This window comes from Peribacillus sp. SIMBA_075, from assembly GCF_046534585.1.
Genome location: NZ_JAWRYN010000002.1, coordinates 184,287 through 209,060 on the forward strand (window position 1 = coordinate 184,287; position 24,774 = coordinate 209,060).

The window sequence follows — 24,774 nt, forward strand, 5'->3', positions numbered from 1 at the left end:
TTGTAAGAGTAGAGGAGGAAATGCGATGGAATCGACAATCATTTTATTGGATGAAAAAACCGATCAAGCAACAAAACAAATGCTTCAGAATGTTGTGGGTCGAAAAAAAAAGTTCGAGGCTCTTAAAAAGAAGCATCTTCAAAGCTTGTGGGCAACCATGATTGTTGCTGCCCTTTTTTTGGTGTATCTTTATTTTTATATCGTTGTACCTTATTCCTATTCCTTTTTTAGTATGTTTAGTGTTTTCGTCGACCATTTTAGCCATTTCCTTTTTTTGGCGGCCACCATTGGCCTATATGGATATATGGTATTAATTAAAAAAAAGCTTGATAAAGCAGAAAAGGAGTTTCAGCTTCTTCGCTGCGAAATTATTAATAAAAGCAAGCAATTATGGGAAAAAGAGGAAGAATGGAAAAATCGACATAAAGTATTTGAAATGATGAAAAAAAATTATGATATTAACTTATATCATGAAAATAAATGAATGATCACGTTAAAAATCATATTTGATTGCGAGTAATTTTGTTTTATGGTTATATGAAGGTAACTCTTGGGATTAGGATGGAAAGAAGGTTTAACGAAGGATGTTATTGGTATCTGGATTACTATTAGTCATCATTTTACTGATAGTTGCCACGATCATTTATATGTGGCGTACGGCTAAGCAAGATAGGCTGATTTTTCAAGATTTATATTTCAAAGACTTTCCTGAAGGGTTTGGCGATATGCGGATTTTCTTCATATCCGATCTTCATCGACGGATCATATCGGATAAATTAATTGAGGGTGCCCGTGACAAGGCAGATTTGGTAATCATAGGCGGGGACATAAGGGAAAGAGGGGTCCCCATAGAACGTGTGGAAAAAAATATATTAAAATTAAAAGAACTTGGTCCCCTTTATTTTGTTTGGGGAAATAATGATTATGAAGGGGATTTCCATGAGCTTGATGCAACTCTTCTGAAGCATGGAGTAAAAATGCTTGATAATACAGCTGTTTCTTTTGAGTCTCAAAATGGCAGGAAAATCGCTCTTCTGGGCATTGATGATATAACGGAGGAACGAGATAGGCTTGACCTTGCTCTGTCGGATTGCGGGAATGAGACTTTTCGGATTTTGGTGAGTCATAACCCTTTGATAATGAAACAATTGATTCCGGAACACCAGATAGGTCTCGTCCTGTCCGGTCACACCCATGGCGGACAGATCCGCCTATTCGGATTAGGGCCCTATAAGATAGGCAGCATTAAAAAGGAGGGGGAGTGTTTGTTTATGACGAGTAATGGTTATGGGACAAGCACAGTCCCTTTAAGGCTTGAGGCTAAGCCGGAAACGCATCTATTCAACCTGAAAAGGGGGACGAGCACGGAGGTGGGCGTTCCGGTGGTGAAGACCTATTAAGCTGCTTTTAATCTAGCATATCTGGGTTTTACAGACTTAAAATAATCAACTATAATTTCAACAAATGAACGTACAGTTATTGGAGGCCTTGTAAAACCATGCAAGAAGGTAAATATAATATAAAGGCAGTTTCAAAACTGCTAGACATTCAGCCGGGAACCTTGAGGGCATGGGAAAGGCGCTATAAATTTATCGAACCTGTCAGGAATGAATCAGGGCACCGGCTGTATACAGAAAAACATTTGCAAATCCTAAAATGGCTCATCAATAAAACAGAGCAAGGTTTCACAATCAGCCAGGCCGTTTCACTTCTTGAAAGTACTGGCACTCCAGCGACTGAAGTTCCTGAAATGACCCGTAAGGACGAACAAACGATTAAGTTATCGGATCAATTAATCGAGGCCCTATTGAATTTCAATGAAAATAAAGCACACATGCTGATAAGCCAAGCATTCAGTATGTATACACTCGAACATACCATAGTTGATATACTCGGTTCCATATTGGTTCAGGTAGGGGATAAGTGGGAAAGGGGAGAAATTACTTCCGCCCATGAACACTTTGCTTCGAACATCCTAAAATCCAGGATCAGTTCAGTCATGCATACGATTCCGACTAACGGTTTTCTTCCGAAAGCCCTTACCGTTTGTGCCCCTGGTGAAAAACATGAATTCGGACTGTTGGTCTTTACCGTTTTTTTGAAACGGAAAGGATATGAAACCATTTATTTGGGAGAATCCATCGTCGATAAGGATCTTTTTACTGTTTTAAACATCATAAGGCCCTCATACTTATTCATGTCATGTTCACTGAAAGAGAATCTCGATGGAACATTCAGGCTGGTTGAAGCCTTAATAAAGGATTTTCCGGATTTGAAGGTGGGTCTTGGGGGTGCGGCGCTGAGCCTTGTATCCGAAGAAATCCGTACTTCCTTCAGCGGAGTTTTAATGGGTGATTCACAATCGGAATGGGAGGAATGGCTGAAGGGTTAGCGGCAGGCTTTGGAGAAATAATGGATATGCACTCTAAGACCAAGGCTTCATATGATGTATGAAGATGGTAACCAGGGGGCATTTTTTTATGAAGCTGGAGCGATTAACTAATAATAAAATCAAGATTTTTTTGACCCTTGATGATTTGATTGATAGAGGTATAACAAAAGAAGATATTTTAGGGAATTCCTTAAAGGTCCACAAGTTATTTCAGGATATGGTCGAAGAAGCGTGCGAAGAACTCAGCTTTAAAATGAGTGGTTCCATTGCAATCGAAATTTTTTCCCTGCCTGCTCAAGGGTTAATAATCATTGTAACGAAGGAAGAAGAGGAGTTATTGACAGACGAAGAGGAATTTTTGGATTTACAGGTGAAAATTGATGACCATCCCCATATTCTATATGTTTTCGATGATTTTGAAGATATCGTCCAATTATCTCAAAGATTGTCTTTTCAAGGTTTGATAAAGAGTAATCTTTATCATTATGAGGGAAGATACTATTTACTTATCGAAAATATTATAGACGCGACATATGATACGATCATCTCTTTAGCGGCTGAGTATGGCCATGCATCAACACTTACACTATACCGCATCAATGAATATGGAACATGTATAATCGAAAATGAAGCGATACATGTTTTGATCTCACACTTTAGTTAGATGTAAACCGAAAGAGACAAGGCAGCCACATAATGGAAAATCAATGCGGGTTGCCTTACTTGTCTCACCTTTCCTGCCGAAGAAAATATATGGTAGAAGGGTAAGAAAACAGTTGATATGATAACGTTTTCATTTTTAGAATATTTCCAACTTTTAAATTCCCATTTTAACTCTTGCATAAATATAACGAAGGTGTATACTAGCACATGAAGAGGACTATTTGAAGATTATAATTTGATATATGGATGAGATTTTCTAGGAGGTACTTTTAATGGAATCGGCAAAAGGCAATAGCCATGTAAATGAAGAGGAAAAACACGACGTACTGAGGTCTACCCAAACAGTAATACATAAAGCTTTAGATAAGCTGGGTTACCCGGAAGAAGTTTATGAGCTTTTGAAGGAACCATTGCGTTTATTAACGGTGAAGATGCCAATCCGCATGGATGATGGGTCAGTTAAAATTTTCACTGGTTACCGTGCACAGCATAACGATGCTGTTGGGCCTACAAAAGGTGGTATCCGTTTTCACCCAAATGTAACGGAACGTGAAGTGAAAGCATTATCCATTTGGATGAGTTTGAAATGCGGAATCGTTGATTTACCATATGGCGGGGGTAAAGGCGGTATCGTTTGTGATCCTCGTAATATGTCCTTCCGTGAACTGGAAAGGCTAAGCCGTGGCTATGTTCGCGCAATTAGCCAAATCGTTGGGCCGACTAAAGATATCCCGGCACCTGATGTATTTACAAATTCTCAGATCATGGCTTGGATGATGGATGAATACAGCCGTATGGATGAATTCAACTCACCAGGATTCATTACGGGTAAACCGCTTGTACTTGGCGGTTCTCATGGCCGTGAATCAGCCACTGCCAAGGGTGTAACGATTTGTATCAATGAAGCTGCCAAGAAACGCGGCATTGATATTAAAGGTGCACGTGTCGTCATTCAAGGTTTTGGTAACGCAGGTAGTTTCTTAGCTAAATTCATGCATGATGCAGGTGCTAAAGTTATTGGGATTTCAGATGCATATGGTGCTCTTCATGATCCTGAAGGCTTGGATATCGATTATCTTCTCGATCGGAGAGATAGTTTCGGAACCGTTACGAAATTGTTTAAAAGCACAATTTCAAATAAGGAACTGCTTGAATTAGATTGTGATATTTTAGTTCCGGCTGCAATTGAAAACCAAATCACTGAAGAAAATGCTGCTGATATCAAAGCATCGATCGTTGTCGAGGCAGCAAACGGACCTACAACAATTGAAGCGACACAAATCCTAACGGATCGTGGAATCCTTCTTGTTCCTGATGTTCTTGCTTCTGCTGGTGGAGTAACGGTTTCCTACTTCGAATGGGTACAAAATAATCAAGGATATTACTGGTCTGAAGAAGAAGTGGACGAAAAGCTGGAAAAAATCCTTGTCAAATCTTTTAATAATATATATGAACTTGCACAATCCAGACGTGTTGATATGCGTCTTGCGGCTTATATGATCGGTGTAAGAAAAATGGCTGAAGCTTCACGCTTCCGTGGTTGGATCTAAAAGATTCAGATCATGTATTGATTATAATTAAAATCATGTTCATTGCTTTATCATTGAAATGATTTGTAAAAACTCCTATCATGTATTGATAGGAGTTTTTATTTTTAGACGAACGAATTATATAGTGAATGGAAAGGCAGTGGAGTATAGATGAATGTTGAAGAAGTCATTATCATAGGCGGGGGGCCTTGTGGATTGGCTGCTGCTATCGCTCTTAAAGAAGTGGGAATACAGTCCCTGATCATTGAAAAAGGTAATGTGGTGGATTCCATTTATCGGTATCCAACTCACCAAACATTTTTCAGTTCAAGTGAAAAACTGGAGATTGGTGATACCGCTTTTATTATCGAAAATCGTAAACCGGTCCGTAATCAGGCTCTAGCCTATTATAGGGAAGTGGTCAGAAGGAAAGAATTGCGGATCAATAAATTTGAAAAAGTAGAAAAAGTGGAAAAACGTAAAGATGGAAAATTTTTGGTCAAGACATCAAAAGGTGACTATACTGCTCTACATGTGATCGTATCGACCGGATATTATGATCATCCTAACTATATGTGCATTCCAGGCGAACAGCTTCCTAAAGTGTTTCATTACTTCAAGGAGGGCCACCCCTACTTTAATTGTGATGTTGCAGTCATCGGTGGTAAAAACTCAAGTGTGGATGCGGCACTGGAATTGGTCAAATCAGGCGCAAGAGTTACAGTCCTTTATAGAGGATCGGATTACTCTTCAAAAGTCAAACCATGGATTCTCCCGGAATTTGAATCATTAGTCCGCAATGGCACGATCAAGATGGAGTTTAATGCGAATGTTGATAAGATAACTGAAGATAGCGTCATATATCATGTAGGTGAAGAGGAAAAAGTTGTTAAAAATGATTTTGTGTTTGCCATGACTGGCTACCATCCTGATCATACCTTTTTAGCTTCAATGGGCATAAATATTGATAAGGAGACTGGAAGGCCCGAATATAACGAGGAAACGATGGAAACGAACGTTAAAGGCCTTTATATTGCAGGAGTTCTGGCAGCTGGAAATAATGCGAACGAAATCTTCATTGAAAATGGCAGGTTCCATGGTGGTTTGATTGCCTATCATTTGGCTGTTAAAGAAAAGTGAATGGAATGAAAAAGGAGGATGTGGAAATATGGATAAAATAACATTGATAACGACAGGCGGGACTATTGCCAGTAAAGAAACAATTAATGGTATGTTGGCCTCAGGTGCATTGACTGGCCAGGAGTTGGCATCACTTTGCGAACTACCCAACGATATCGAGGTTAAAGTGGTGGATGTTTTCCAGATTTCAAGCATGTCCATGTCCTTTGAGAAAATGCAACAGCTTAAATTAGCCATTCATAAGGAATTGGAAGATCCGGAAGTTACGGGAATCGTTGTGACCCACGGTACGGATACACTAGAGGAAACGGCTTACTTCCTTGATGTCACGAATAAAGATCAACGTCCAATTGTATTAACCGGCTCCCAGCGGTCTCCCCATGACGTGGGAACCGATGTATATTCCAATCTAAGGAATTCAATATTATGCGCTGCGAGTGATTTGCTTAGGGATGTTGGCGTAGTTGTCGTTTTTAATGAGCGGATCTATTCAGCAAAGTATGTTAAAAAAGTCCATGCTTCCAATTTGCAGGGATTCGAATCCTTTGGATATGGATATTTGGGGATTATTGATAATGATGTCGTAAGCATTTATCAAAAACCCTTACATAGGGAGTATTACGAGATTCAGAATTGCATTCCCAGAGTGGATATCATCAAGTGCCACACAGGTGCTGATGGCATCTTTATTGAGGCAGCGGTTGCAAATGGTGCAAAAGGCATCGTGCTCGAGGGTGTAGGAAGGGGACAAGGCACCCCTGAAATGGTAACTTCCATACAAAATGTAATCGATAATGGCATTACGGTCGTCATGACAACAAGTGCCGAAGAAGGTAAAGTTTACCCGGCATATGATTATGTAGGCAGCGCATTTGATTTAAAACAGCGCGGTGTGATATTAGGTGCTGATTATGACAGCAAAAAGGCTAGAATTAAGTTAGCTGTCGTGCTGGCAAGCGAAAACTCTGTAGATGAAACTTTCTTTAAGTAAATAAATGCTGGAAGACTTGATTCTTGGATTCAGTTTTTCTTCATTCCGTGGTACGATTAAGGAAAAGAAGAGGAAAAGAGGGTCAGCTAATGCTGGTCATGTTGTCAGCGGCTATTGCGCCAGGGTTGGCGCTACTTAGCTATTTCTATTTGAAAGATCAATATGAAACCGAGCCTATATCGGTTGTGGTCAAAACATTTTTATTCGGTGTCTTTCTGGTTTTGCCGATAATGTTCATACAGTATGTGCTCGAAACGGAACATATCTTGAATACCGACTTAGCTAATGCATTTTTATGGGCTGCACTGCTTGAGGAATTCTTCAAGTGGTTCATTCTCATTTATGTTATTTATCAGCACGTAGCATTCGATGAGCCATATGATGGGATCGTGTACGGCGCTGCAGTCTCCCTTGGATTCGCTACGATGGAGAATATTTTATACCTGCTGGCCAACGGGGTGGAACATGCTTTTCTCAGGGCGGTTCTCCCTGTATCCAGTCATGCTTTGTTCGGTGTGCTCATGGGGTATTATTTGGGCAAGGCGAAATTTTCAGCTTCGAATAATAGGTTCTATTTATTATTGGCATTGGTCATCCCAATCGCTTTACATGGGGTTTATGACTATATTTTAGTTTCCCAAAAATTTTGGGTATACTTCATTATGCCATTTATGATTTGCCTATGGTGGTTAGGTATGAAAAAAGTAAAAAAAGCACGTTTGTTGTCTGACTTTCACGCAGAAAAACTTTCTCAAAAACATTTTATTAGCAAATGATAAATACTTCCAAAACGGAGTGCTGGCATATTTTGCCCGCTCCGTTTTTTTATGGTATGGAATAAAAAAGCCAGTTAAGAAGAAAATAGTATTACATTAATTCAAGAAAAAGAGGAGTGTTTTTGATGAAAGGAATTTCGTCAAAATGGAAATGGCTATTGCTGTTTTCGTGTATAACTATTTGTTTCGGAATTTACCCGGAAACAAGAACAAATGCCTTTTCGAGCCAAGTCATTCAAAAAGGTGCGGTTGGTGATGATGTAATTGAAATGCAGGCACGATTACAAAACATCGGTTACTATAATGGAAAGATTGATGGAGCCTATGGGTGGGGAACTTATTGGGCACTTCGAAACTTTCAACAAGATTTCGGGCTTCCTATCGATGGTTTAGCAGGAACTACAACAAAACAGAAGTTGACCAATGCCTCTAACTTCAATAAAAAATTTGTTCACGAACAGATCAATAAAGGGAACGAGTTCACCTATTATGGGGGGGTCCCCATTGAAAAACAGGTGAAAGTGAAAAGAAATGCAAATGGATCCAAGTCAGGTGGAGGCAATGCTTCCGGAAATGCCCCTTCCAAAACGGCGACATCAGCCAATCTTCCGGGAGGATATTCTCAAAACGATATACAGCTGATGGCCAATGCCGTTTATGGAGAGGCACGAGGGGAGCCATATACAGGTCAGGTTGCTGTTGCAGCAGTAATACTGAATAGGGTGGAAAGTGCAGCTTTCCCGAATACGATTTCAGGAGTAATTTTTGAACCTGGGGCCTTTACAGCTGTTGCGGATGGTCAGATTTGGCTGACTCCAAACGAAAGGGCAAAAGAAGCCGTGGTGGATGCCATCAATGGTTGGGATCCAAGCAGTAATGCAGAATATTACTTTAATCCCGATACGGCAACAAGTAAATGGATCTGGTCAAGACAACAAATTAAAAGAATCGGAAAACATATCTTTTGTAAGTAAAGAGGTGAAGGAAAATGATCAGGAATATAGTGATTGCCCTGCTTGTTGTAGTTGTTGCAGGAACTGCATTCTGGGGCTATCAAGAACATAAGGAAAAAAATGCTATATTAATTAACGCGGAAAATACGTATCAGCGAGCCTTTCATGATTTAAGCTACCAAGTAGATTTATTGCACGATAAGGTCGGCGGTACTTTGGCGATGAATTCAAGATATTCATTAAGTCCAGCTTTAACAGATGTTTGGCGTATCACTTCCGAAGCCCAAAGTGATGTAGGGCAATTGCCATTGACCTTGCTTCCTTTTAATAAGACAGAAGAATTTTTATCAAAAATTGCGGACTTCAGTTATAAAACAGCTGTACGTGACCTTGAAAAAGAACCATTGAATGATCAGGAATATTCGACTTTGCAATCCTTGTACACGCAGGCAGGGGACATCCAGGACGAGTTAAGAAAAGTCCAGTATCTAGTCCTTAAAAACAATTTAAGATGGATGGATGTCGAAATGGCTCTTGCATCTGGAAAAGAAAATTCAGATAACACGATCATAGACGGATTAAAAACTGTAGAGAAAAAAGTTTCTGGATATGGGGAAACAAATGAGATGAATCCGACGTTTACTACTGCACCACAGAGGGATGAAAACTTCAAAAATTTGCAAGGTGCAACCATTACAAAACAAGAAGCGATTGCGACAGCAAAAAGCTATGCTCATTCAAAAAGCAAAAATTTGAAGGTGAATGTTGAAGAAAACGGCAAAGGTTCCGATTATGGATTTTATAGTGTGAGCATCCTCGATAAGGACTCCGGTACCGAATTAAATATGGATTTAACAAAAAAAGGCGGTTACCCTATTTGGTATATCAATAATAGGGACGTGAACAAAACAAATCTTGATTTGAATCAAGCCAATACAAAAGCCATAGATTTTTTAAAGGAACATGATTTCAGTTCACTTGAATTATTTGAAAGTGCTCAGTACGATAATATCGCTTTACTTAATTTCGTATCATCTGAAAATGGAGTCAAGATTTATCCTGATTCAGTCAAGGTCAAAATCGCATTGGATGACGGATCCGTTATAGGATTTTCAGCTGACGAGTATTTAAAATCACATAAAACCAGGGAAATAGGAAATCCGAAAATATCCGAGAAAGAAGCTAAGGACAAAATCAACTTGAATGTGAAAGTAATGGAAGAAGGAAAGGCGTTAATCATCAATGATATTGGTGAAGAAGTACTTTGTTATGAATTTCTCGGCACGATTAAAGAGGATACCTACCGTATTTTCATTAATGCAGATACTGGTCAAGAAGAAAAGGTGGAAAAATTAAAGAACTCCGAACCCGTATACGAGAATTTAATTTAAACTGTCAGGATGTTTCATGCATTTAGGGAAATGTGCCAAGTCACTTTCCCTTTTTTATATGGGAAAATTCATTGGTAATGTTATGTTGTTTCCTGATATGTTCAAATACGTGCGAATGGTTGTAACCCTTGATACGGCATATATCCAGAACATTCCGGGTGTACTCCCTTTCGCAATGGTGGATATCAGTAGCAGAGCTTCTAAAGGCTTTAAAAAGGGGCTCATATACAATCGGTTTCGCAATGATACCTGTGGATGGCGCTTACACTAAAATCGGGGAGATCCATTATTTACGTTTAGTGTAACGGAGAAAGAGCATGGAGATAAGCTACTGTACGTCAATTTCTTGGATTGACTAAAAATGAAGTACAGACACTAATGAGATTCATTTTTGAAAAGCAGGTCGATTTAAAGAAAAAAGGCTTGTAAGTTTGACATGATTGAATGAAAAACAGCTATTCCATCCATACTGCTAATATAAACAGTATGGAAGGTGCGGCTTATGAAAACATTTGAAAGACTATTAATTAAAGTGATAATCATCCAATTGGCCTGCTTATTTTTTTTCCAGTTCCTTTTGAGCAGGGAGGATCAAATCTTTGATTTGACCAAGCTTTCGAGGTATGAAGGTGTCACTAGCAATAATTATACGAAAATCATTGAAACATTCAATGGGACCTCAAAGTAAAAGCGGTGATCCGCTTTTTTTGTATGAAGATTTTCGATAAAGGGAAATGATTGATGGATGTATGATCGAGAGATGAACTAGGTGATTTTGAACGTACACTTCCCTTTTATTAATGATTTTCCCGCTAGATGTGATAAAATATAAGGGTACTAAATAATCAGCATGATTGTAGGATTCTTGGGAGGATTTATGGAAAAAAAATTATCAGTTGCAATCGATGGACCAGCTGCTGCTGGAAAAAGCACGGTTGCTAAAATTGTTGCAGAAAAGTTCAATTACATATATGTGGATACAGGTGCAATGTACAGGGCCCTTACTTATAAGGCCATTAACCAACAGATTCGACTGAATGATGAACAAGCACTATCCGAAGTTCTCATCAATACAGATATCGAATTAAGACCAAGTGAAAATGGGCAGTTGGTGTTCGTGGATAATGTGGACGTGACAGCCCAAATCAGAAACAATGAAGTGACTGGTTCTGTTTCGGAGGTGGCAAAGCACCGGAGCATCCGGGAAGAAATGGTTTGCAGGCAGCAAATCTTTGGTGAAAATGGCGGAGTTGTCATGGATGGTAGGGATATCGGAACGCACGTTCTTCCCAACGCCGAAGTAAAAGTATTTCTAGTCGCCTCTGTAGATGAAAGGGCACAGCGGAGACATCAGGAAAATATATTGAAAGGTTTCCCATCCGATATCGAAAAGTTAAGGGAAGAAATTGCAACAAGGGACAAGCTGGACTCGGAACGCGAGGTATCGCCCCTGAAAAAGGCAGTGGATGCCATCGAAATTGATACGACTTCATTATCGATTCAAGAAGTGGCAGAAAGTATCATGTCTTTAATAGAAGAGAGGAAAAGATGAAATTGGATTTTTACACATTTGGCAAAAACGTCGTAAAAGGCGTTTTAATGCCAGCGTATAGGGTTAAGACGCTTGGAAAGGAACATATCCCTAAAGAGGGCGGAGTATTGATTTGTGCCAATCACATTGATAATTTTGATCCGCCTGTAGTTGGCATGACATCTCCAAGGGACATCCATTTCATGGCGAAAGAAGAGTTGTTTCAAGCACCTATTTTAAAGGATATATTACCCAGAGTAAATGCATTTCCCGTGAAGCGGGGCAATAGCGATCGGGAATCCCTTAGAAAAGGTTTAAAGCTATTGAAAGAGGGCAAGGCTATTGGGCTGTTTCCCGAGGGAACCAGGAGTAAGACAGGTGAATTGGGAGAAGGTTTGGCTGGCGCCGGATTTTTCGCACTGCGATCTGATGCCGTGATCATACCATGTGCGATTATCGGCCCATATAAACTTTTGCGTCCTTTGAAGGTGGTTTACGGACCTCCTATAAATTTTACCGAATATCGGGAACGGAAAATATCAGCTGATGAAGCTACTAAAATCATCATGGAACAAATTGGAAAATTGATTTCCGAGCATAAATAGTTCTTGATACTTGACAATTTTCTGATTTTGTTAGAATTTATAAAATAAGGGTATTGTTCCTTATTGGGGATGAAAAGGAATATAACCTTATTACTCTAAAAAAAACTGTTTTTATCTTTATTAGGAAAGTGTTTTTATTGAACCACTTTAAATAAAATATGTGGCCGATGAAGAGGAAGTTTGCTGATCAGTCATGGGTTAAGGAGGAGTTAGTAATGACAGAAGATATGAACCAGGTAGAAGTGAACAATTACAAAGTTGGGGATCAAGTTAAAGGTACCGTTTCAAAGGTAGAAGAAAAACAGGTCATTGTCGATTGTGAAAACAGCAAGACAGATGGAATCATTCCTATCAGTGAGTTATCGAGCCTTCATGTCGAAAAGGCGTCAGATGCCGTTTCGGTAGGTGATGTATTGGAGCTGGAAATCATTAAAGTAGAAGAAGAAGCTCTCATTCTATCTAAACGTAAGATTGACGCTCTGAAAGCATGGGATGACCTGGAATTGAAATTTGAAAACGGGGACGTATTTGAGGCTGAAGTTAAAGATGTCGTCAAAGGCGGGCTTGTTGTAGATCTAGGCGTACGTGGTTTTGTTCCAGCTTCTCTAGTAGAAGACTATTTCGTTGAAGACTTTTCTGATTACAAAAACAAAACCTTAACATTCAAGATCGTTGAGCTTGAGAAAGACAAGAATCGCTTAATCCTCTCACATCGGGCAGTCGTCCAAGACCAAAAGGAAAAACAAAAAGCAAACGTTTTGGATAAGATCGAAAGCGGGCAGGTGCTTGAAGGTGTGGTCCAAAGGATTACCGATTTTGGTGCATTCGTGGATATTGGCGGCGTAGATGGTCTTGTCCACATTTCCCAGCTATCCCATCAGCATGTCGAAAAGGCATCCGATGTGGTTTCCGAAGGGGATAATGTACAGGTGAAAGTTCTATCCATTGATCGAGATAATGAAAGGATTTCACTTTCCATAAAGGATACTCTTCCGGGACCATGGTCAGGAATTGCAGAAAAAGCGGCAAAGGGCTCTACACAAGATGGTATCGTTAAACGCCTTGTTTCTTTTGGTGCATTCGTTGAGATTTTCCCAGGGGTAGAAGGTCTTGTCCATATTTCACAGATCTCGCACAAGCATATTGCAACACCACAAGAAATTCTTAAAGAAGGCCAGTCTGTCGAAGTGAAGGTCCTGGATGTCAATGAAACGGATCAACGTCTATCATTGAGCATTAAAGAACTTGAAGAACCTCAATCCAAATACAACACATCGGATTATGAGCTTCCTGAAGAATCGAAGGGCTTTCAGCTAGGTGAAATGATTGGTGATCAATTGAAAAAACTAAAATAAGATAATAATGGTGAGGGCCTTGCAGAGAGAACAACGAAAATTAGATCATATAGAATTTGCGTTAAAAACAGGTCAGCAGCATAAAACCGGGCTAGAGGATATTTCGTTTATTCACCAAAGCTTACCAGGAATTTCCTTGGATAATGTGAACCTATCAGCGGAAGTTGGCGGACTTGAATTAAGTTCGCCAATTTTTATAAATGCCATGACCGGTGGCGGAGGCCCTGAAACTGAAAAATTGAATGGTGACCTGGCCGTTGCTGCCCGGGAAACAGGAATCGCTATGGCGGTTGGATCACAAATGGCAGCCATCAAGGATTCTAGTCAGCAAGACTCCTTTAAAGTGGTAAGACAGGAAAATCCTGATGGGGTGCTGATTGGTAATCTTGGCGGTGAAGCAACAGTCGAACAGGCAAAGCGAGCCAGCGAAATGATCGGGGCAAATGCCCTGCAGATTCATCTTAACGTCATTCAGGAATTGACGATGCCTGAAGGAGATAGGAATTTTGCGGGTACCCTTTCGAGAATAGAGAAAATCAACAGAAGTATCGGAATTCCTGTCATCGTAAAAGAGGTTGGATTTGGGATGAGTAAGGAAACGGTGCAGCAATTACATTCCGTTGGTGTATCGATCATTGATGTAGGCGGGTTTGGCGGAACGAATTTTGCTAAAATCGAAAATGAAAGACGAGCGAAAATACTCGGATATTTTAATGAATGGGGCATACCGACAGCTGCTTCGATAGTCGAAGCCGTTAATGTTTCACCTCAGCTTTCAGTTATTGGATCGGGGGGCATTCAAAGCCCTTTGGAAATTACAAAAAGCCTGGCCTTAGGAGCGAAAGGTGTCGGGTTAGCCGGACATTTCCTCAAGCTGCATAAAGAGTTTGGCCTGGTACAATTGATTAAAGAAATAAACTACATACATGAAGATTTAAAGATCATCATGACTGCACTAGGGTGCGGTAATATCTCAGAATTAAGGAACGCGAAAATAGTCATCAAAGGCAACACCTATCATTGGTTATCTCAAAGAGGCATAAATTGTTCGGCATATGCTAAATGAATTCCACAAAAAGAAGCATCTCAATTGAAACGATTGAGATGCTTCTTTTTGTTCGGGATAACTTAGCTATTCCTTTTTCGTGCCTCTTCGGGACTTTCCATTCTTGTTGCCCCTTTATGACCCAAGGATTGGTCCCTATCGGACTCCACCCGTTTACTTTCTTTCAATTTCTTTTCTTGTCGATCTTTGCCCATGTTTACACCTCCTTTTTAAAATGATAGGGGGACGGTTTTATGGATGAATATTGCAGTTCCTCATTTAAATCCCCGCCTTTACGTTTATTCTTTGAATAAACAAGCCATAATGTTCCTAAAAGGGGGATGCATGCATGGATGGAATTTTGTTTTATTGGATGTCATGGATAGTTTGGGTCATTGTCATGTATTTTATTCCAAAAACGGTTCCATTTCGTTTTGATTTTCTTTTTCATCTATTAGCCGTAATGGTATTAACGGGGTATAAACTGGAGGTTTCCTTATTTTCCATGCATTTGAGCGGTCCATATCTTTTCTTTATACTATGTGTGTATATTAGGAAACAATCAATCATCAAGGTGATGGAACTGATCTGCGGAAGTCTTATTATCACTCTCGCCTATGCCAGTTTTCAACTTTTTTCTTTACTTGATCCGATATGGCTCATCATGAAACCCTCTTATCTTTTGTGTATTTTCCTGAATTATCTTATCCTATTACTTTTTAAAAATTGGAAACATCGATTGTTCGTCCTTTTAATCGGTTTGATAATGGGTGATATCATATATTCTGGATTGCTTGTTTATCACTCTTTGTCTTATGTGGCCCTTGCATACGCATGGCACGATAATGCAGTGCTGATATTGGGCACGAACATACTGTGGAGAATGTTGGAGCTTGTTGGCCAATACATTTATTCATCATCCCAATCGAGATTGTTATCAAAACAAAGAAAAGAGAATTTTAATCAATGAGGAGTATTGGGAAAGATTAAGGAAAAAAGATTTGGGGTGTTATCCGTTTTTATCCAAAATGCTGCAGGTTTAAATGGAATCAATTGGAAATGGAAGGCTTTTATGCATACAATCATTGTTGATTGGCGAGAAATTTGTTACTATAGGATAGTTAGAGTTCTGTAGATAAATCGTAAAATGCTCTAAAAAATTAAAAGGAAGCAGTGTGCCGAAAGCTTCTTCATTTTTTTGGGCTGTTTATAATCACGTTTTAGCATGCTGAGGGTTCAGCTTCACGTCACCTGAGGAACTGGGGAGTAAAGTGGACAAACTGCCTGTAAATACTTGATACGTTTAACTGAACATCAGTAGGGAATTCTCTTACTGATGAAATTTTCCTTTATATGATGATGGATACAGCCTTTTCCTTTAAAAGGAAATAATGAAAATCAATAATGCAAAAAGCAACCTTAATAAATGCATTCATGAATTTCGTGACTTTGACAGAGATATAGTAGCAGAAAGGGTGAATAGCAATGCCAAAACCGGTAATTGCGATAGTCGGTCGTCCGAACGTGGGAAAATCGACAATCTTTAATAGAATAGTGGGAGAACGGGTTTCGATTGTCGAAGACGTTCCTGGAGTAACACGTGACAGGATTTATAGTTCAGGTGAATGGTTGACACATGATTTTAACATTATTGATACGGGTGGAATTGATATCGGTGACGAGCCGTTCCTAGAACAAATTCGCCAGCAGGCTGAAATTGCCATCGATGAAGCCGATGTGATAATTTTTATGACGAATGGTCGTGAAGGGGTAACGTCTGCAGATGAAGAGGTCGCTAAGATTCTCTTTAAATCGAGAAAGCCAGTTGTCCTTGCGGTAAATAAAGTTGATAACCCAGAAATGAGAGATCAAATCTATGATTTCTATGCGTTAGGTTTTGGCGATCCATTTCCGATCTCCGGGTCTCATGGACTCGGTCTTGGTGACCTACTGGATGAAGCGGCCAAACACTTCCCTAAATTCAGCGGCCAGGATTATGCTGATGATGTCATTAAATTCAGTTTGATTGGACGACCGAATGTAGGTAAATCTTCACTGGTCAATGCATTGTTAGGTGAAGATCGTGTCATTGTAAGTGAAATTGAAGGAACGACTCGCGACGCGATTGACTCCCCTTATAAATATAATGGCAAAGAATATGTCATTATTGATACTGCTGGGATGCGGAAAAAAGGGAAAGTGTATGAAAGTACGGAGAAATATAGCGTTCTTCGTGCATTAAGGGCAATTGAACGTTCAGACGTTGTTCTTGTGGTCCTGAACGCTGAAGAAGGTATTCGTGAGCAGGATAAAAAAATTGCCGGATATGCCCATGAAGCGGGTAGAGCGGTCATCATCGTCGTCAATAAGTGGGATGCCATCGAGAAAGATGAAAAAACGATGAAGGATTTTGAAGAAAAGATCCGTGCCCATTTCCTATTCTTGGATTATGCGCCAATCATCTATCTTTCTGCCTTAACTAGAAAAAGGACACATACCTTAATACCAGTCATCGATCAGGCTAGTGAGAATCATGCTATCCGTGTTCAGACAAATGTATTGAATGAAGTGGTCATGGATGCCGTGGCGATGAATCCGACACCGACTCATAATGGCAACCGTTTGAAAATCTATTATACGACTCAGGTTGCGATTAAGCCGCCTACTTTCGTTGTATTCGTTAACGATCCGGAGTTATTGCATTTCTCATATGAGAGATTTTTAGAAAATCGAATTAGGGATGCCTTTGGTTTTGAAGGAACACCGATACGAATTTTTGGACGCCAAAGGAAATAGTAAAGGTGGTTATACAATGGTGAAAGCAAAAGAAAGTATCGCTGTGATTGGTGCAGGGAGCTGGGGAACTGCTTTAGCGATGGTAATAGCTGATAACCAGCATGAAGTGAGATTATGGGGACATAATCAGAAACAAATTGATGAAATGAATCAAAATCATACGAATGAAAAATACTTGCCTGGGATTGAATTGCCTTTGGGGATTAAAGGATATTCGTCCATTAAAGAAGCGTTGGCCGGGATTGAAATAATTATTTTGGCGGTGCCGACCAAAGCCTACAGGGAAGTGCTTGGTCAGATTAAAGAGGCTCATGATAAACCATTGACGATCGTTCATGTGAGTAAAGGAATTGAACCTGATTCACTGCTTCGTATATCGGAAATGATTGAAGAAGTCTCTTCGGCGGATTGGCTTAAAGATATAGTGGTTCTTTCAGGACCGAGTCATGCAGAAGAAGTCAGTCTGCGTCACCCGACAACAGTTGCCGTTTCTTCAAAGAATATGAAGGCAGCCGAAAGGGTTCAGGACATCTTTATCAATAATAATTTCCGTGTGTATACAAATCCCGACTTGATTGGTGTTGAAATCGGTGGGGCATTGAAGAACATCATTGCTTTGGGTGCCGGCCTTACGGATGGTTTAGGCTATGGTGATAATGCCAAGGCTGCATTAATGACACGGGGATTGGCTGAAATATCCCGCCTGGGGGTGGCCATGGGGGCCAACCCACTAACGTTTTCAGGTTTAGCTGGGATTGGCGACTTGATCGTCACTTGTACAAGCGTCCATTCCCGTAATTGGAGAGCTGGGAATATGCTTGGTAAAGGGCAAAAGCTTGAAGAAGTTTTGGAAAACATGGGTATGGTCGTTGAAGGTGTCAGAACCACTAAAGCCGCCCATCAACTAGCTAAAAAATACGAAGTGAACATGCCGATCACAGAAGCCTTGTACGATGTTTTATTCAATGGGGAAGAAGTGAAAAAGGCAGTTGACCTTTTAATGAATCGTTCAAAAACGAATGAAATGGAAGAACTTTTTAACATATTGGATAGCAGACAGCAGGATTAACCTCGCGTTTGTTGATTTTAATAAAAGAATTTCATTAAATTAGGCATTCGATGATGCGCCTTGCCGTGTATCAGCATACAATGCAACGAAAGTAAACTAGTAATTTGACCTCGGCACGGGGGATTTAGTCAAATGAGCAGAAGGTATCTTTATATCTTCTGCTTTTTTTTATGGGTAAAAATCATTGATTCTCTTTTAGCTAACTTTAGGGATTATGAATAATTGCATGAGTTATTCAAATTTGCATGAAATATTCTACTTATTTCCTTGTTTTTTGTTAAAAATCGACTTTTTTTTTGGTATGAAAATTGCGAAGTGTATTATAACAAAAAAATTATAAAGGAGGCCGGGAAAGTTGGATAACTTTTCTGGTTAAACAAGGAAGGGGAAGGATACATGCAAACAGGTCAACTGAAAAGGTCTTTAAACTTATGGCATATCGTATTGCTTGGTGTTGGTTATATGACGCCGATGGTTGTTTTTGATACTTTCGGGATAGTTTCAGAAGAAACGGGGGGGCATGTGCCAACAGCTTATGTCATTGCTCTTATGGCGATGTTGTTTACTGCAGCTAGCTATGGAAAAATGGTGAAAATTTATCCGCAGGCAGGTTCATCCTATACTTATACTCAAAAAACGATAAATCCACATTTAGGCTTCCTTGTCGGGTGGTCATCGATGCTTGATTATTTATTTTTACCGATGGTGAACGCCATTTTAACAAAAATATACCTAACAGCTCTTTTTCCTGAAGTATACCCGTGGATATGGGTAGTGGCATTTGTTCTTTTAATGACAGGGATTAACTTATTCAATGTTAATTTTGCTGCCAACTTTAATAGCTTTCTAGTTTTCTTTCAAATGTTGGTCATCATTATTTTTGTGGCTCTTGTGGTCAAAGGGGTCATGGGTGGAGAAGGAACAGGTGACGTTTTTTCAGTTCAGCCATTCATCGGGCCTCATATGGAAATGTCGACACTCATTACAGGCGCTACAATCCTTTGTTTTTCGTTTCTGGGGTTTGACGCTGTCACTACATTATCGGAAGAAACACCAAATCCATCTAAAACGATTCCCCGGGCCATCTTTTTGACTGCCCTGATCGGTGGGGTTTTATTTGTGACGGCTGCATTCTTTACACAGTTATTTTTCCCTGATGTTTCCCGTTTTGGCGATCCTGAGGCGGCTTCCCCGGAAATTGCCCTTTTTGTGGGCGGGAAGTTATTTCAAGCTTTCTTTCTCGCTGGAACTTTATCCGGTACCCTTGCCTCCGGTCTTGCATCCCATGCTAGTGTTTCTAGGTTGTTATATGTCATGGGGCGTGACCAAATGATCTCAAAAAAACTTTTTGGGTTTGTCCACCCCAAATATAATACGCCATTTTTTAATGTCATCTTTGTCGGGACCATATCAATGATTGCCTTATTCCTTGATTTGGTTACGGCCGCTTCCCTCATTAACTTTGGGGCTCTAATTGCTTTTACTTTCGTGAATATTTGTGTAATCGTCCATGCAATAAGAAACAAAAGTTTCCGAACGATGAAAGGATTTCTTTCAACTATTCTGTCCCCGGTTATTGGAGGGGCATCGGTATTCATTCTGTGGCTTAATCTCGATATGAGTTCATTGATCCTAGGGGTTGTCTGGGCGTTAATTGGAATTTGTTATCTTCTGTACCGGACAAAATGGTTTACGGAATCCCCTCCGCTATTTCATTTTAAAGAAGCCCAGTGAATTCACTCTATTGATGTAACGAAGGGGGGAGGTTATAAGTCTGATGAGAAAATGGAGAGGTTTCATGCCTGTTATTCTATTCGGTTTTTCATTCATGGCTTTAGCAACGGTGTTCAGCACATATGGCATCGCAGCAGAAATGTCACATGTGGTTCCTGGAGCCTACATACTCGCTTTAATGGTGATGCTTTTCACGGAAAACAGTTATGGACAGACGGCGAAGGTCATTCCATCGGCAGGTTCAGCATATGCCTACGCAAAAGTCGATTAATCCATATGCCGGTTTTCTGGTGGGTTGGTCGATACTAATGGATTTTATTCATTCCAATGGTCAATTGTTTGTTGTTCAGCCGTTCTTTTCAGCAGCTTTCCTTCTGTACCGGCTTATGTGCGGGCTTTTAATTTACTGACTATTGCGACGAATATCGATATTGTGGAGGATATTAAATACGAAAAGGTGAACGCCCCTTTGTCCAATGAAAAATAAGTAAAAGATGTATAACTGATCTTTAGGTCAAAAGGGTTCAATAAAGAACTCTTCAGACTGTAGATAAACTCGATAATAATTGAGTTTGTCTGCAGTCTTTTTGAGGGTTTGTAAAATAGAACGTTGATTGGAACGTAGGGCACTCGCTTTCCACGGACGGTCCGCCCTCGGCCCTTTGCGCCTGCGGGGTCTCCCCATGGACGGGCTTTTCCCGCAGGAGTCTCACGCACCCGTTCCAATCACTTTGTTTTAACATGTAGAAGGAACCCCTTTTATTATGGATCGAATAAAGGTAAATGTTGGGTATGAGAAGCTGGACATATTTATTTTTTTATCTTGCAATTCAGAATTGTGTTAAAATATAGGTTGGGTTACAAAAGGAGAGTGAAACTGTGTTATCTATTCCGGATGATAAAATTAGACCATTCATATCTATAACAATTGATCAACCAACATTTTCAGAGCAAAAAATTGATGAGATACAGGAACCTTTCTTCTTTCTTATGAAGGATAATCAAGTATTTGCCTATATCCGCATGGATGACCTCCCGTTAAATGAAAGAGTAACAACAGTCGATCAGCTTTTACAGTATGCTTTCTCGATTGAAAATGTTTGTAAATTGCATCCAAACATTTCCATGCCGCTCCTGTTTCAAATTATCGGTGAACCTATCGTACTGATAAAAACGGATGAAGGCCTGCTTACCGGTTATGTAAAAAGGGAAGATGTTTTAGCTGAATTATTCAAGCAGGACAGCAAACAAAACTTAGACCTGCTAAATGTGATTTTAACATCCATTCCTATGGGGATTTTTGTGGCTGATAAAGAAAAAAATATCGTGAACTTCAATGAATCTGGCTTGAAAATGATAAAAAAACCTTCAGAACAAGTCCTTAATGAACCTGCTGCAAACATCTTCGATAAGCAGCATATACATAACGTGTTTGCCAGCGGGAGCAGTATTCTTAATCAGCTGGAGATTACTGATGTCATGAGTGTGCTTGTCGATTATAGCCCGATTTTAAATCATGAAAAAGAAGTCGAAGGCCTGATCATCATCGTTCAGGATTTACCGATGGTTGAGGAAATGGCCATGGAAATAGATTTGATAAAAAGCTCGAATAAAGACTTGAATGCCATTTTAGCGAATATCTATGATGAAATTCTGGTCGTCAATCAAAAAGGGGAGCTATTACGCTATAGTGACAGCATCATCTCAGGTTTCTGGGGAAAGGATTTAAAAGATTATATCGGAAAGAATCTCTTGCAATTAGAAGATGAAGGGATTTTCAATCCTTCGGTCCCCCGGTTAGTCCTTGAACAAAAAAAGAAAGTATCGATTGTCCAAGATACGAAAATGAATAAAAAAGTACTTTCCGTCGGTACTCCAGTATTCAATGAAAAAGGGGATATAGAGCGTATAGTCATTGCATCTAGGGATATAACGGAAAATGCACAATTGAAATCGGAACTAAATGAAATGAAGAAAGAACTGGACTCATTCAAAAAACAAGATCAATTTTATAAAGAGTTGATTTTTGCCAGTCCTAAAATGGAGCAGATAATCAGCCAAGTCCAGAAAATCGCTCATTTTTCATCTACTGTATTAATCAACGGGGAGTCGGGAGTGGGTAAAGAAGTGATAGCCGAAGCCATCCATAAAATGGGCAGGCGCTCCAAGCAACCTTTCCTGAAGATAAATTGCGGGGCGATTCCGGAAAACCTCCTCGAAAGTGAATTGTTTGGTTATACGAAGGGTTCATTTACAGGAGCGGATAAAAATGGGAAAGTAGGATACTTTCAACAGGCCAATAACGGTGTTTTATTCCTTGATGAAGTGGGTGACATGCCTATACATCTGCAAGTCAAGCTGCTGCGAGTCCTCCAGGAACAGGAAGTGATCCCGATAGGCAGTACGACACCTGTCTCCATCGATGTTCAAATTGTTGCGGCAACGAATAAGAGACTGGAAAAAATGGTCGAGATGGGGACGTTTAGAGAAGATTTATTCTATCGATTGAATGTCATTCCCATACATGTGCCCCCGTTAAGGGAAAGGCCGGAGGATATACCGCCGCTAGCCTTTCATTTTCTGCAAAAACTGAATGAAAGGTATCAGCGGAATTACCACTTTTCCCCTGATGCCTTGAATATACTGGAAGTCTATACATGGCCGGGGAACATTCGTGAATTGCAGAACATGATTGAAAGATTGGTTGTTTCTGCAGATGAAGAGATGATCGATGCCGGCTTCATTCAAAGGTTCATTCCGGTCGGCAGTGACTTTAAACAAACAAAACCCATCATTACGAGAATCCTTCCGCTGCAGGAAGCCCAGGATCATGTTGAAGAGCAATTGATCATGCTGGCCATGAAACAGTATAAGACTACGACGAAAGCGGCAAAAGCGTTGGGGATAAGTCAATCATCAGTGAGCAGGAAGTATCAAAAAGTCTTGGCTGAACAGAGTAAGAGGATCGAAAAAAATGCATATTGAAAAAAAGCCGTTGACGAGTGATGTTATTCACTTATCAACGGCTTTTTTTATGAAGGAATTTGGTAAGCTTTTTTAATGGTTTTCCAAGGATAGATTATGCAAAGTAAAATAATTATATGCAAAATTGCATAGGTTTAGTGGTATTTATTAAAAAAAAGGCGATTTTATTGGTTAATTATCTTGGCACGGTACTTGCTTGATAAGTAAGTATAAGAAAAAAGGGAGGTAAGCATTAAAGATTCATTAAAAGCATCCTTAATTAACCATCCAATAAATTTATAAAAAAGGGAGAGTATAAAATGTCAATTAACGTAGAAAGTAAAACTCAAGCCAACCAATCAGAAACCAAGGATTATATTAAAAAGGTGCTTCAATTAATTGAGCAAAAAGAAATTTCAAAAGAAGATGCCCAATGGGTAACGAAAGAAACGGTCGAGAATTTCCGTAACCATGTAAACCCAGGGTTTTTGGAATATCGGAAGACGGTCACTAAAGACACACAATTCGCTGCGGTAGAGTGGTCTGATCAAGATTCATGTTTTACGGATGTTAATGGAAAAAAATATATTGATTGTTTAGGTGGGTTTGGCATTTATAATGTTGGCCATCGTAACCCTAAAGTAGTAAAGGCCGTAACCGATCAATTGCAAAGACAAGCCCTTCATAGCCAGGACTTACTTGATCCATTGCGTGCAATGCTAGCAAAGATCCTAGCCGATATCACGCCGGGAGATTTAAAATACTCATTCTTTACGAACAGCGGTACGGAGAGCGTGGAGGCTGCGCTTAAGTTGGCTAAAATGTACAGTGACAAATTCACGATTATTTCAACGACAAAATCATTTCATGGTAAAAGTCTTGGTTCCTTATCAGCAACAGCAAAGGGCATGTTCCGAAAACCGTTCATTCCACTGATTCCAGGTGTGCGTCATGTACCTTTCGGTGATGTGGATATGATGAGAAAAACGTTTGAAAGTTGTGCGTTGGTCGGTGAAGACGTTGCCGCTGTGCTGTTGGAGCCTATCCAGGGTGAAGGAGGGGTCATCCTCCCTCCGCAAGATTATTTAAAGCAGGTTCGGGCACTATGTGACGAATATGATGCGTTATTGATATTGGATGAGGTTCAAACAGGAATGGGACGTACAGGTAAAATGTTTGCATCCCAGCTTTATGATGTGGTTCCGGACATTCTTTGTTTAGCGAAAGCATTTGGCGGCGGAGTAATGCCTGCAGGGGCCGTTGTAGCCAATGAGAAAGTGTTTAAAAGCTGGTTCGACAATCCATTCATGCACACTACGACATTTGGTGGAAATCCACTAGCATGTGCTGCTGCCATTGCTACGATCGACGTGCTTTTGGAGGAAAAATTACCGGAGCGTGCTGCAGAAGTTGGTGAATACTTCTTAAATGGGTTAAGGGAAGTGGCTAAAGAGCACAAAGATAAGGTATTGGAGATTCGCGGACAAGGATTGATGATTGGTATTGAGTTCCATAAAGACGAAGTGGGTTATGAATTTTCTAAAGCCCTCTTTGATAAAGGCATCTTGGTGGCAGGTACGCTTATAAACTCCAAAACAATCAGGATCGAGCCGTCATTGACTATACATTTGGATGAAGTGGATACAGTCATAAAAGCGTTTAAAGAGGTTTTGCCGACGCTTCAATCTTAATATAAGTAAGCAGAAAAACAGCCTTAGGGCTGTTTTTTTGATTGGAGGGAGAAGGTATGGAAATTACTATACATTTTTTTGTTATATATCTGTACCTAAAATTTTTTTGCGCGAAAATGAGTCATGTAAATTGAGAATTACACAGTTTT

23 protein-coding genes are annotated in these 24,774 nt (G+C 39.9%); 22 read left to right on the plus strand and 1 reads right to left on the minus strand.

Features of this window, described 5'->3' with window-relative positions:
- Positions 1-25: 25 nt before the first annotated feature.
- From SB775_RS02655 to fni, 15 genes are all read left to right on the plus strand, one after another.
- Positions 26-484 (plus strand): YpbF family protein, encoded by a 459-nt coding sequence (locus SB775_RS02655; protein WP_410860436.1) that lies wholly within the window; start codon positions 26-28, stop codon positions 482-484.
- 100 nt (positions 485-584) lie between these two features.
- Positions 585-1,400 carry a metallophosphoesterase gene (locus tag SB775_RS02660; RefSeq protein WP_410860437.1) on the plus strand — a complete coding sequence of 272 codons (816 nt, stop codon included), beginning with the start codon at positions 585-587 and terminating at the stop codon, positions 1,398-1,400.
- Positions 1,401-1,498: 98 nt separating this feature from the next.
- On the plus strand, positions 1,499-2,392 hold the full coding sequence (locus SB775_RS02665; RefSeq protein ID WP_410860438.1) for a MerR family transcriptional regulator: 894 nt from the start codon (positions 1,499-1,501) through the stop codon (positions 2,390-2,392).
- An 88-nt stretch (positions 2,393-2,480) separates the two neighbouring features.
- Positions 2,481-3,056, plus strand: a complete 576-nt coding sequence (locus tag SB775_RS02670) for a genetic competence negative regulator (protein WP_089364797.1) — start codon at positions 2,481-2,483, stop codon at positions 3,054-3,056.
- A 271-nt stretch (positions 3,057-3,327) separates the two neighbouring features.
- The gene (locus SB775_RS02675; RefSeq protein ID WP_089364796.1) at positions 3,328-4,605 is read left to right on the plus strand and encodes a Glu/Leu/Phe/Val family dehydrogenase; all 1,278 of its coding nucleotides are present in this window, start codon (positions 3,328-3,330) and stop codon (positions 4,603-4,605) included.
- A 150-nt stretch (positions 4,606-4,755) separates the two neighbouring features.
- On the plus strand, positions 4,756-5,724 hold the full coding sequence (locus SB775_RS02680; RefSeq protein ID WP_089364795.1) for a YpdA family putative bacillithiol disulfide reductase: 969 nt from the start codon (positions 4,756-4,758) through the stop codon (positions 5,722-5,724).
- Between the two features lie 28 nt (positions 5,725-5,752).
- Positions 5,753-6,715: an asparaginase gene (locus tag SB775_RS02685; protein WP_089364794.1), complete on the plus strand. Its 963-nt coding sequence runs from the start codon at positions 5,753-5,755 to the stop codon at positions 6,713-6,715.
- 89 nt (positions 6,716-6,804) lie between these two features.
- Positions 6,805-7,491: a glutamic-type intramembrane protease PrsW gene (gene prsW, locus SB775_RS02690; RefSeq protein WP_061463898.1), complete on the plus strand. Its 687-nt coding sequence runs from the start codon at positions 6,805-6,807 to the stop codon at positions 7,489-7,491.
- 125 nt (positions 7,492-7,616) lie between these two features.
- Entirely contained in the window at positions 7,617-8,465 is an 849-nt protein-coding gene (gene sleB / locus SB775_RS02695; RefSeq protein ID WP_061463897.1) for a spore cortex-lytic enzyme, read from the plus strand.
- A gap of 14 nt (positions 8,466-8,479) precedes the next feature.
- Entirely contained in the window at positions 8,480-9,835 is a 1,356-nt protein-coding gene (gene ypeB, locus SB775_RS02700; RefSeq protein ID WP_410860440.1) for a germination protein YpeB, read from the plus strand.
- Positions 9,836-10,337: 502 nt separating this feature from the next.
- A complete protein-coding gene (locus SB775_RS02705) occupies positions 10,338-10,523 on the plus strand; it encodes a YpfB family protein (RefSeq protein ID WP_061463895.1) in 186 nt (61 codons plus the stop codon).
- Positions 10,524-10,712: 189 nt separating this feature from the next.
- Positions 10,713-11,387: a (d)CMP kinase gene (cmk, locus tag SB775_RS02710; protein WP_061463894.1), complete on the plus strand. Its 675-nt coding sequence runs from the start codon at positions 10,713-10,715 to the stop codon at positions 11,385-11,387.
- Positions 11,388-11,389: 2 nt separating this feature from the next.
- The gene (locus SB775_RS02715) at positions 11,390-11,971 is read left to right on the plus strand and encodes a lysophospholipid acyltransferase family protein (protein WP_410860523.1); all 582 of its coding nucleotides are present in this window, start codon (positions 11,390-11,392) and stop codon (positions 11,969-11,971) included.
- A 215-nt stretch (positions 11,972-12,186) separates the two neighbouring features.
- Complete coding sequence (gene rpsA / locus SB775_RS02720; protein ID WP_061463893.1) at positions 12,187-13,326, plus strand: 30S ribosomal protein S1; 1,140 nt, start codon at positions 12,187-12,189, stop codon at positions 13,324-13,326.
- A 19-nt stretch (positions 13,327-13,345) separates the two neighbouring features.
- On the plus strand, positions 13,346-14,392 hold the full coding sequence (gene fni, locus SB775_RS02725; protein ID WP_410860441.1) for a type 2 isopentenyl-diphosphate Delta-isomerase: 1,047 nt from the start codon (positions 13,346-13,348) through the stop codon (positions 14,390-14,392).
- Between the two features lie 62 nt (positions 14,393-14,454).
- Here fni and SB775_RS02730 read toward each other — a convergent pair whose 3' ends face one another.
- Positions 14,455-14,586 carry a YpzI family protein gene (locus SB775_RS02730; protein ID WP_081108853.1) on the minus strand — a complete coding sequence of 44 codons (132 nt, stop codon included), beginning with the start codon at positions 14,584-14,586 and terminating at the stop codon, positions 14,455-14,457.
- Between the two features lie 134 nt (positions 14,587-14,720).
- Between SB775_RS02730 and SB775_RS02735 the strand changes: the two genes are divergently transcribed.
- The 7 genes from SB775_RS02735 to SB775_RS02765 all read left to right on the plus strand — a co-directional run bounded on the left by SB775_RS02735 (position 14,721) and on the right by SB775_RS02765 (position 24,625).
- Positions 14,721-15,341 carry a YphA family membrane protein gene (locus SB775_RS02735; protein ID WP_089364789.1) on the plus strand — a complete coding sequence of 207 codons (621 nt, stop codon included), beginning with the start codon at positions 14,721-14,723 and terminating at the stop codon, positions 15,339-15,341.
- Positions 15,342-15,856: 515 nt separating this feature from the next.
- A complete protein-coding gene (gene der, locus SB775_RS02740) occupies positions 15,857-17,167 on the plus strand; it encodes a ribosome biogenesis GTPase Der (protein WP_089364788.1) in 1,311 nt (436 codons plus the stop codon).
- A 16-nt stretch (positions 17,168-17,183) separates the two neighbouring features.
- A complete protein-coding gene (locus SB775_RS02745; protein WP_410860442.1) occupies positions 17,184-18,236 on the plus strand; it encodes an NAD(P)H-dependent glycerol-3-phosphate dehydrogenase in 1,053 nt (350 codons plus the stop codon).
- A 396-nt stretch (positions 18,237-18,632) separates the two neighbouring features.
- Complete coding sequence (locus tag SB775_RS02750; RefSeq protein WP_089364786.1) at positions 18,633-19,970, plus strand: APC family permease; 1,338 nt, start codon at positions 18,633-18,635, stop codon at positions 19,968-19,970.
- Positions 19,971-20,013: 43 nt separating this feature from the next.
- A complete protein-coding gene (locus SB775_RS02755) occupies positions 20,014-20,241 on the plus strand; it encodes a hypothetical protein (RefSeq protein ID WP_410860443.1) in 228 nt (75 codons plus the stop codon).
- Between the two features lie 608 nt (positions 20,242-20,849).
- Positions 20,850-22,955, plus strand: a complete 2,106-nt coding sequence (locus SB775_RS02760; protein WP_410860444.1) for a sigma 54-interacting transcriptional regulator — start codon at positions 20,850-20,852, stop codon at positions 22,953-22,955.
- Positions 22,956-23,254: 299 nt separating this feature from the next.
- A complete protein-coding gene (locus SB775_RS02765; RefSeq protein ID WP_410860445.1) occupies positions 23,255-24,625 on the plus strand; it encodes a putrescine aminotransferase in 1,371 nt (456 codons plus the stop codon).
- Positions 24,626-24,774 lie beyond the last annotated feature (149 nt).

Bases quoted from the DNA above. Each gene is read 5' to 3' on its own strand.
- SB775_RS02655 (WP_410860436.1), top strand. From the start codon at position 26: ATGGAATCGACAATCATTTTATTGGATGAAAAAACCGATCAAGCAACA.
- SB775_RS02660 (WP_410860437.1), top strand. From the start codon at position 585: ATGTTATTGGTATCTGGATTACTATTAGTCATCATTTTACTGATAGTT.
- SB775_RS02665 (WP_410860438.1), top strand. From the start codon at position 1,499: ATGCAAGAAGGTAAATATAATATAAAGGCAGTTTCAAAACTGCTAGAC.
- SB775_RS02670 (WP_089364797.1), top strand. From the start codon at position 2,481: ATGAAGCTGGAGCGATTAACTAATAATAAAATCAAGATTTTTTTGACC.
- SB775_RS02675 (WP_089364796.1), top strand. From the start codon at position 3,328: ATGGAATCGGCAAAAGGCAATAGCCATGTAAATGAAGAGGAAAAACAC.
- SB775_RS02680 (WP_089364795.1), top strand. From the start codon at position 4,756: ATGAATGTTGAAGAAGTCATTATCATAGGCGGGGGGCCTTGTGGATTG.
- SB775_RS02685 (WP_089364794.1), top strand. From the start codon at position 5,753: ATGGATAAAATAACATTGATAACGACAGGCGGGACTATTGCCAGTAAA.
- prsW (WP_061463898.1), top strand. From the start codon at position 6,805: ATGCTGGTCATGTTGTCAGCGGCTATTGCGCCAGGGTTGGCGCTACTT.
- sleB (WP_061463897.1), top strand. From the start codon at position 7,617: ATGAAAGGAATTTCGTCAAAATGGAAATGGCTATTGCTGTTTTCGTGT.
- ypeB (WP_410860440.1), top strand. From the start codon at position 8,480: ATGATCAGGAATATAGTGATTGCCCTGCTTGTTGTAGTTGTTGCAGGA.
- SB775_RS02705 (WP_061463895.1), top strand. From the start codon at position 10,338: ATGAAAACATTTGAAAGACTATTAATTAAAGTGATAATCATCCAATTG.
- cmk (WP_061463894.1), top strand. From the start codon at position 10,713: ATGGAAAAAAAATTATCAGTTGCAATCGATGGACCAGCTGCTGCTGGA.
- rpsA (WP_061463893.1), top strand. From the start codon at position 12,187: ATGACAGAAGATATGAACCAGGTAGAAGTGAACAATTACAAAGTTGGG.
- SB775_RS02730 (WP_081108853.1), bottom strand. From the start codon at position 14,586: ATGGGCAAAGATCGACAAGAAAAGAAATTGAAAGAAAGTAAACGGGTG.
- SB775_RS02735 (WP_089364789.1), top strand. From the start codon at position 14,721: ATGGATGGAATTTTGTTTTATTGGATGTCATGGATAGTTTGGGTCATT.
- der (WP_089364788.1), top strand. From the start codon at position 15,857: ATGCCAAAACCGGTAATTGCGATAGTCGGTCGTCCGAACGTGGGAAAA.
- SB775_RS02745 (WP_410860442.1), top strand. From the start codon at position 17,184: ATGGTGAAAGCAAAAGAAAGTATCGCTGTGATTGGTGCAGGGAGCTGG.
- SB775_RS02750 (WP_089364786.1), top strand. From the start codon at position 18,633: ATGCAAACAGGTCAACTGAAAAGGTCTTTAAACTTATGGCATATCGTA.
- SB775_RS02755 (WP_410860443.1), top strand. From the start codon at position 20,014: ATGAGAAAATGGAGAGGTTTCATGCCTGTTATTCTATTCGGTTTTTCA.
- SB775_RS02765 (WP_410860445.1), top strand. From the start codon at position 23,255: ATGTCAATTAACGTAGAAAGTAAAACTCAAGCCAACCAATCAGAAACC.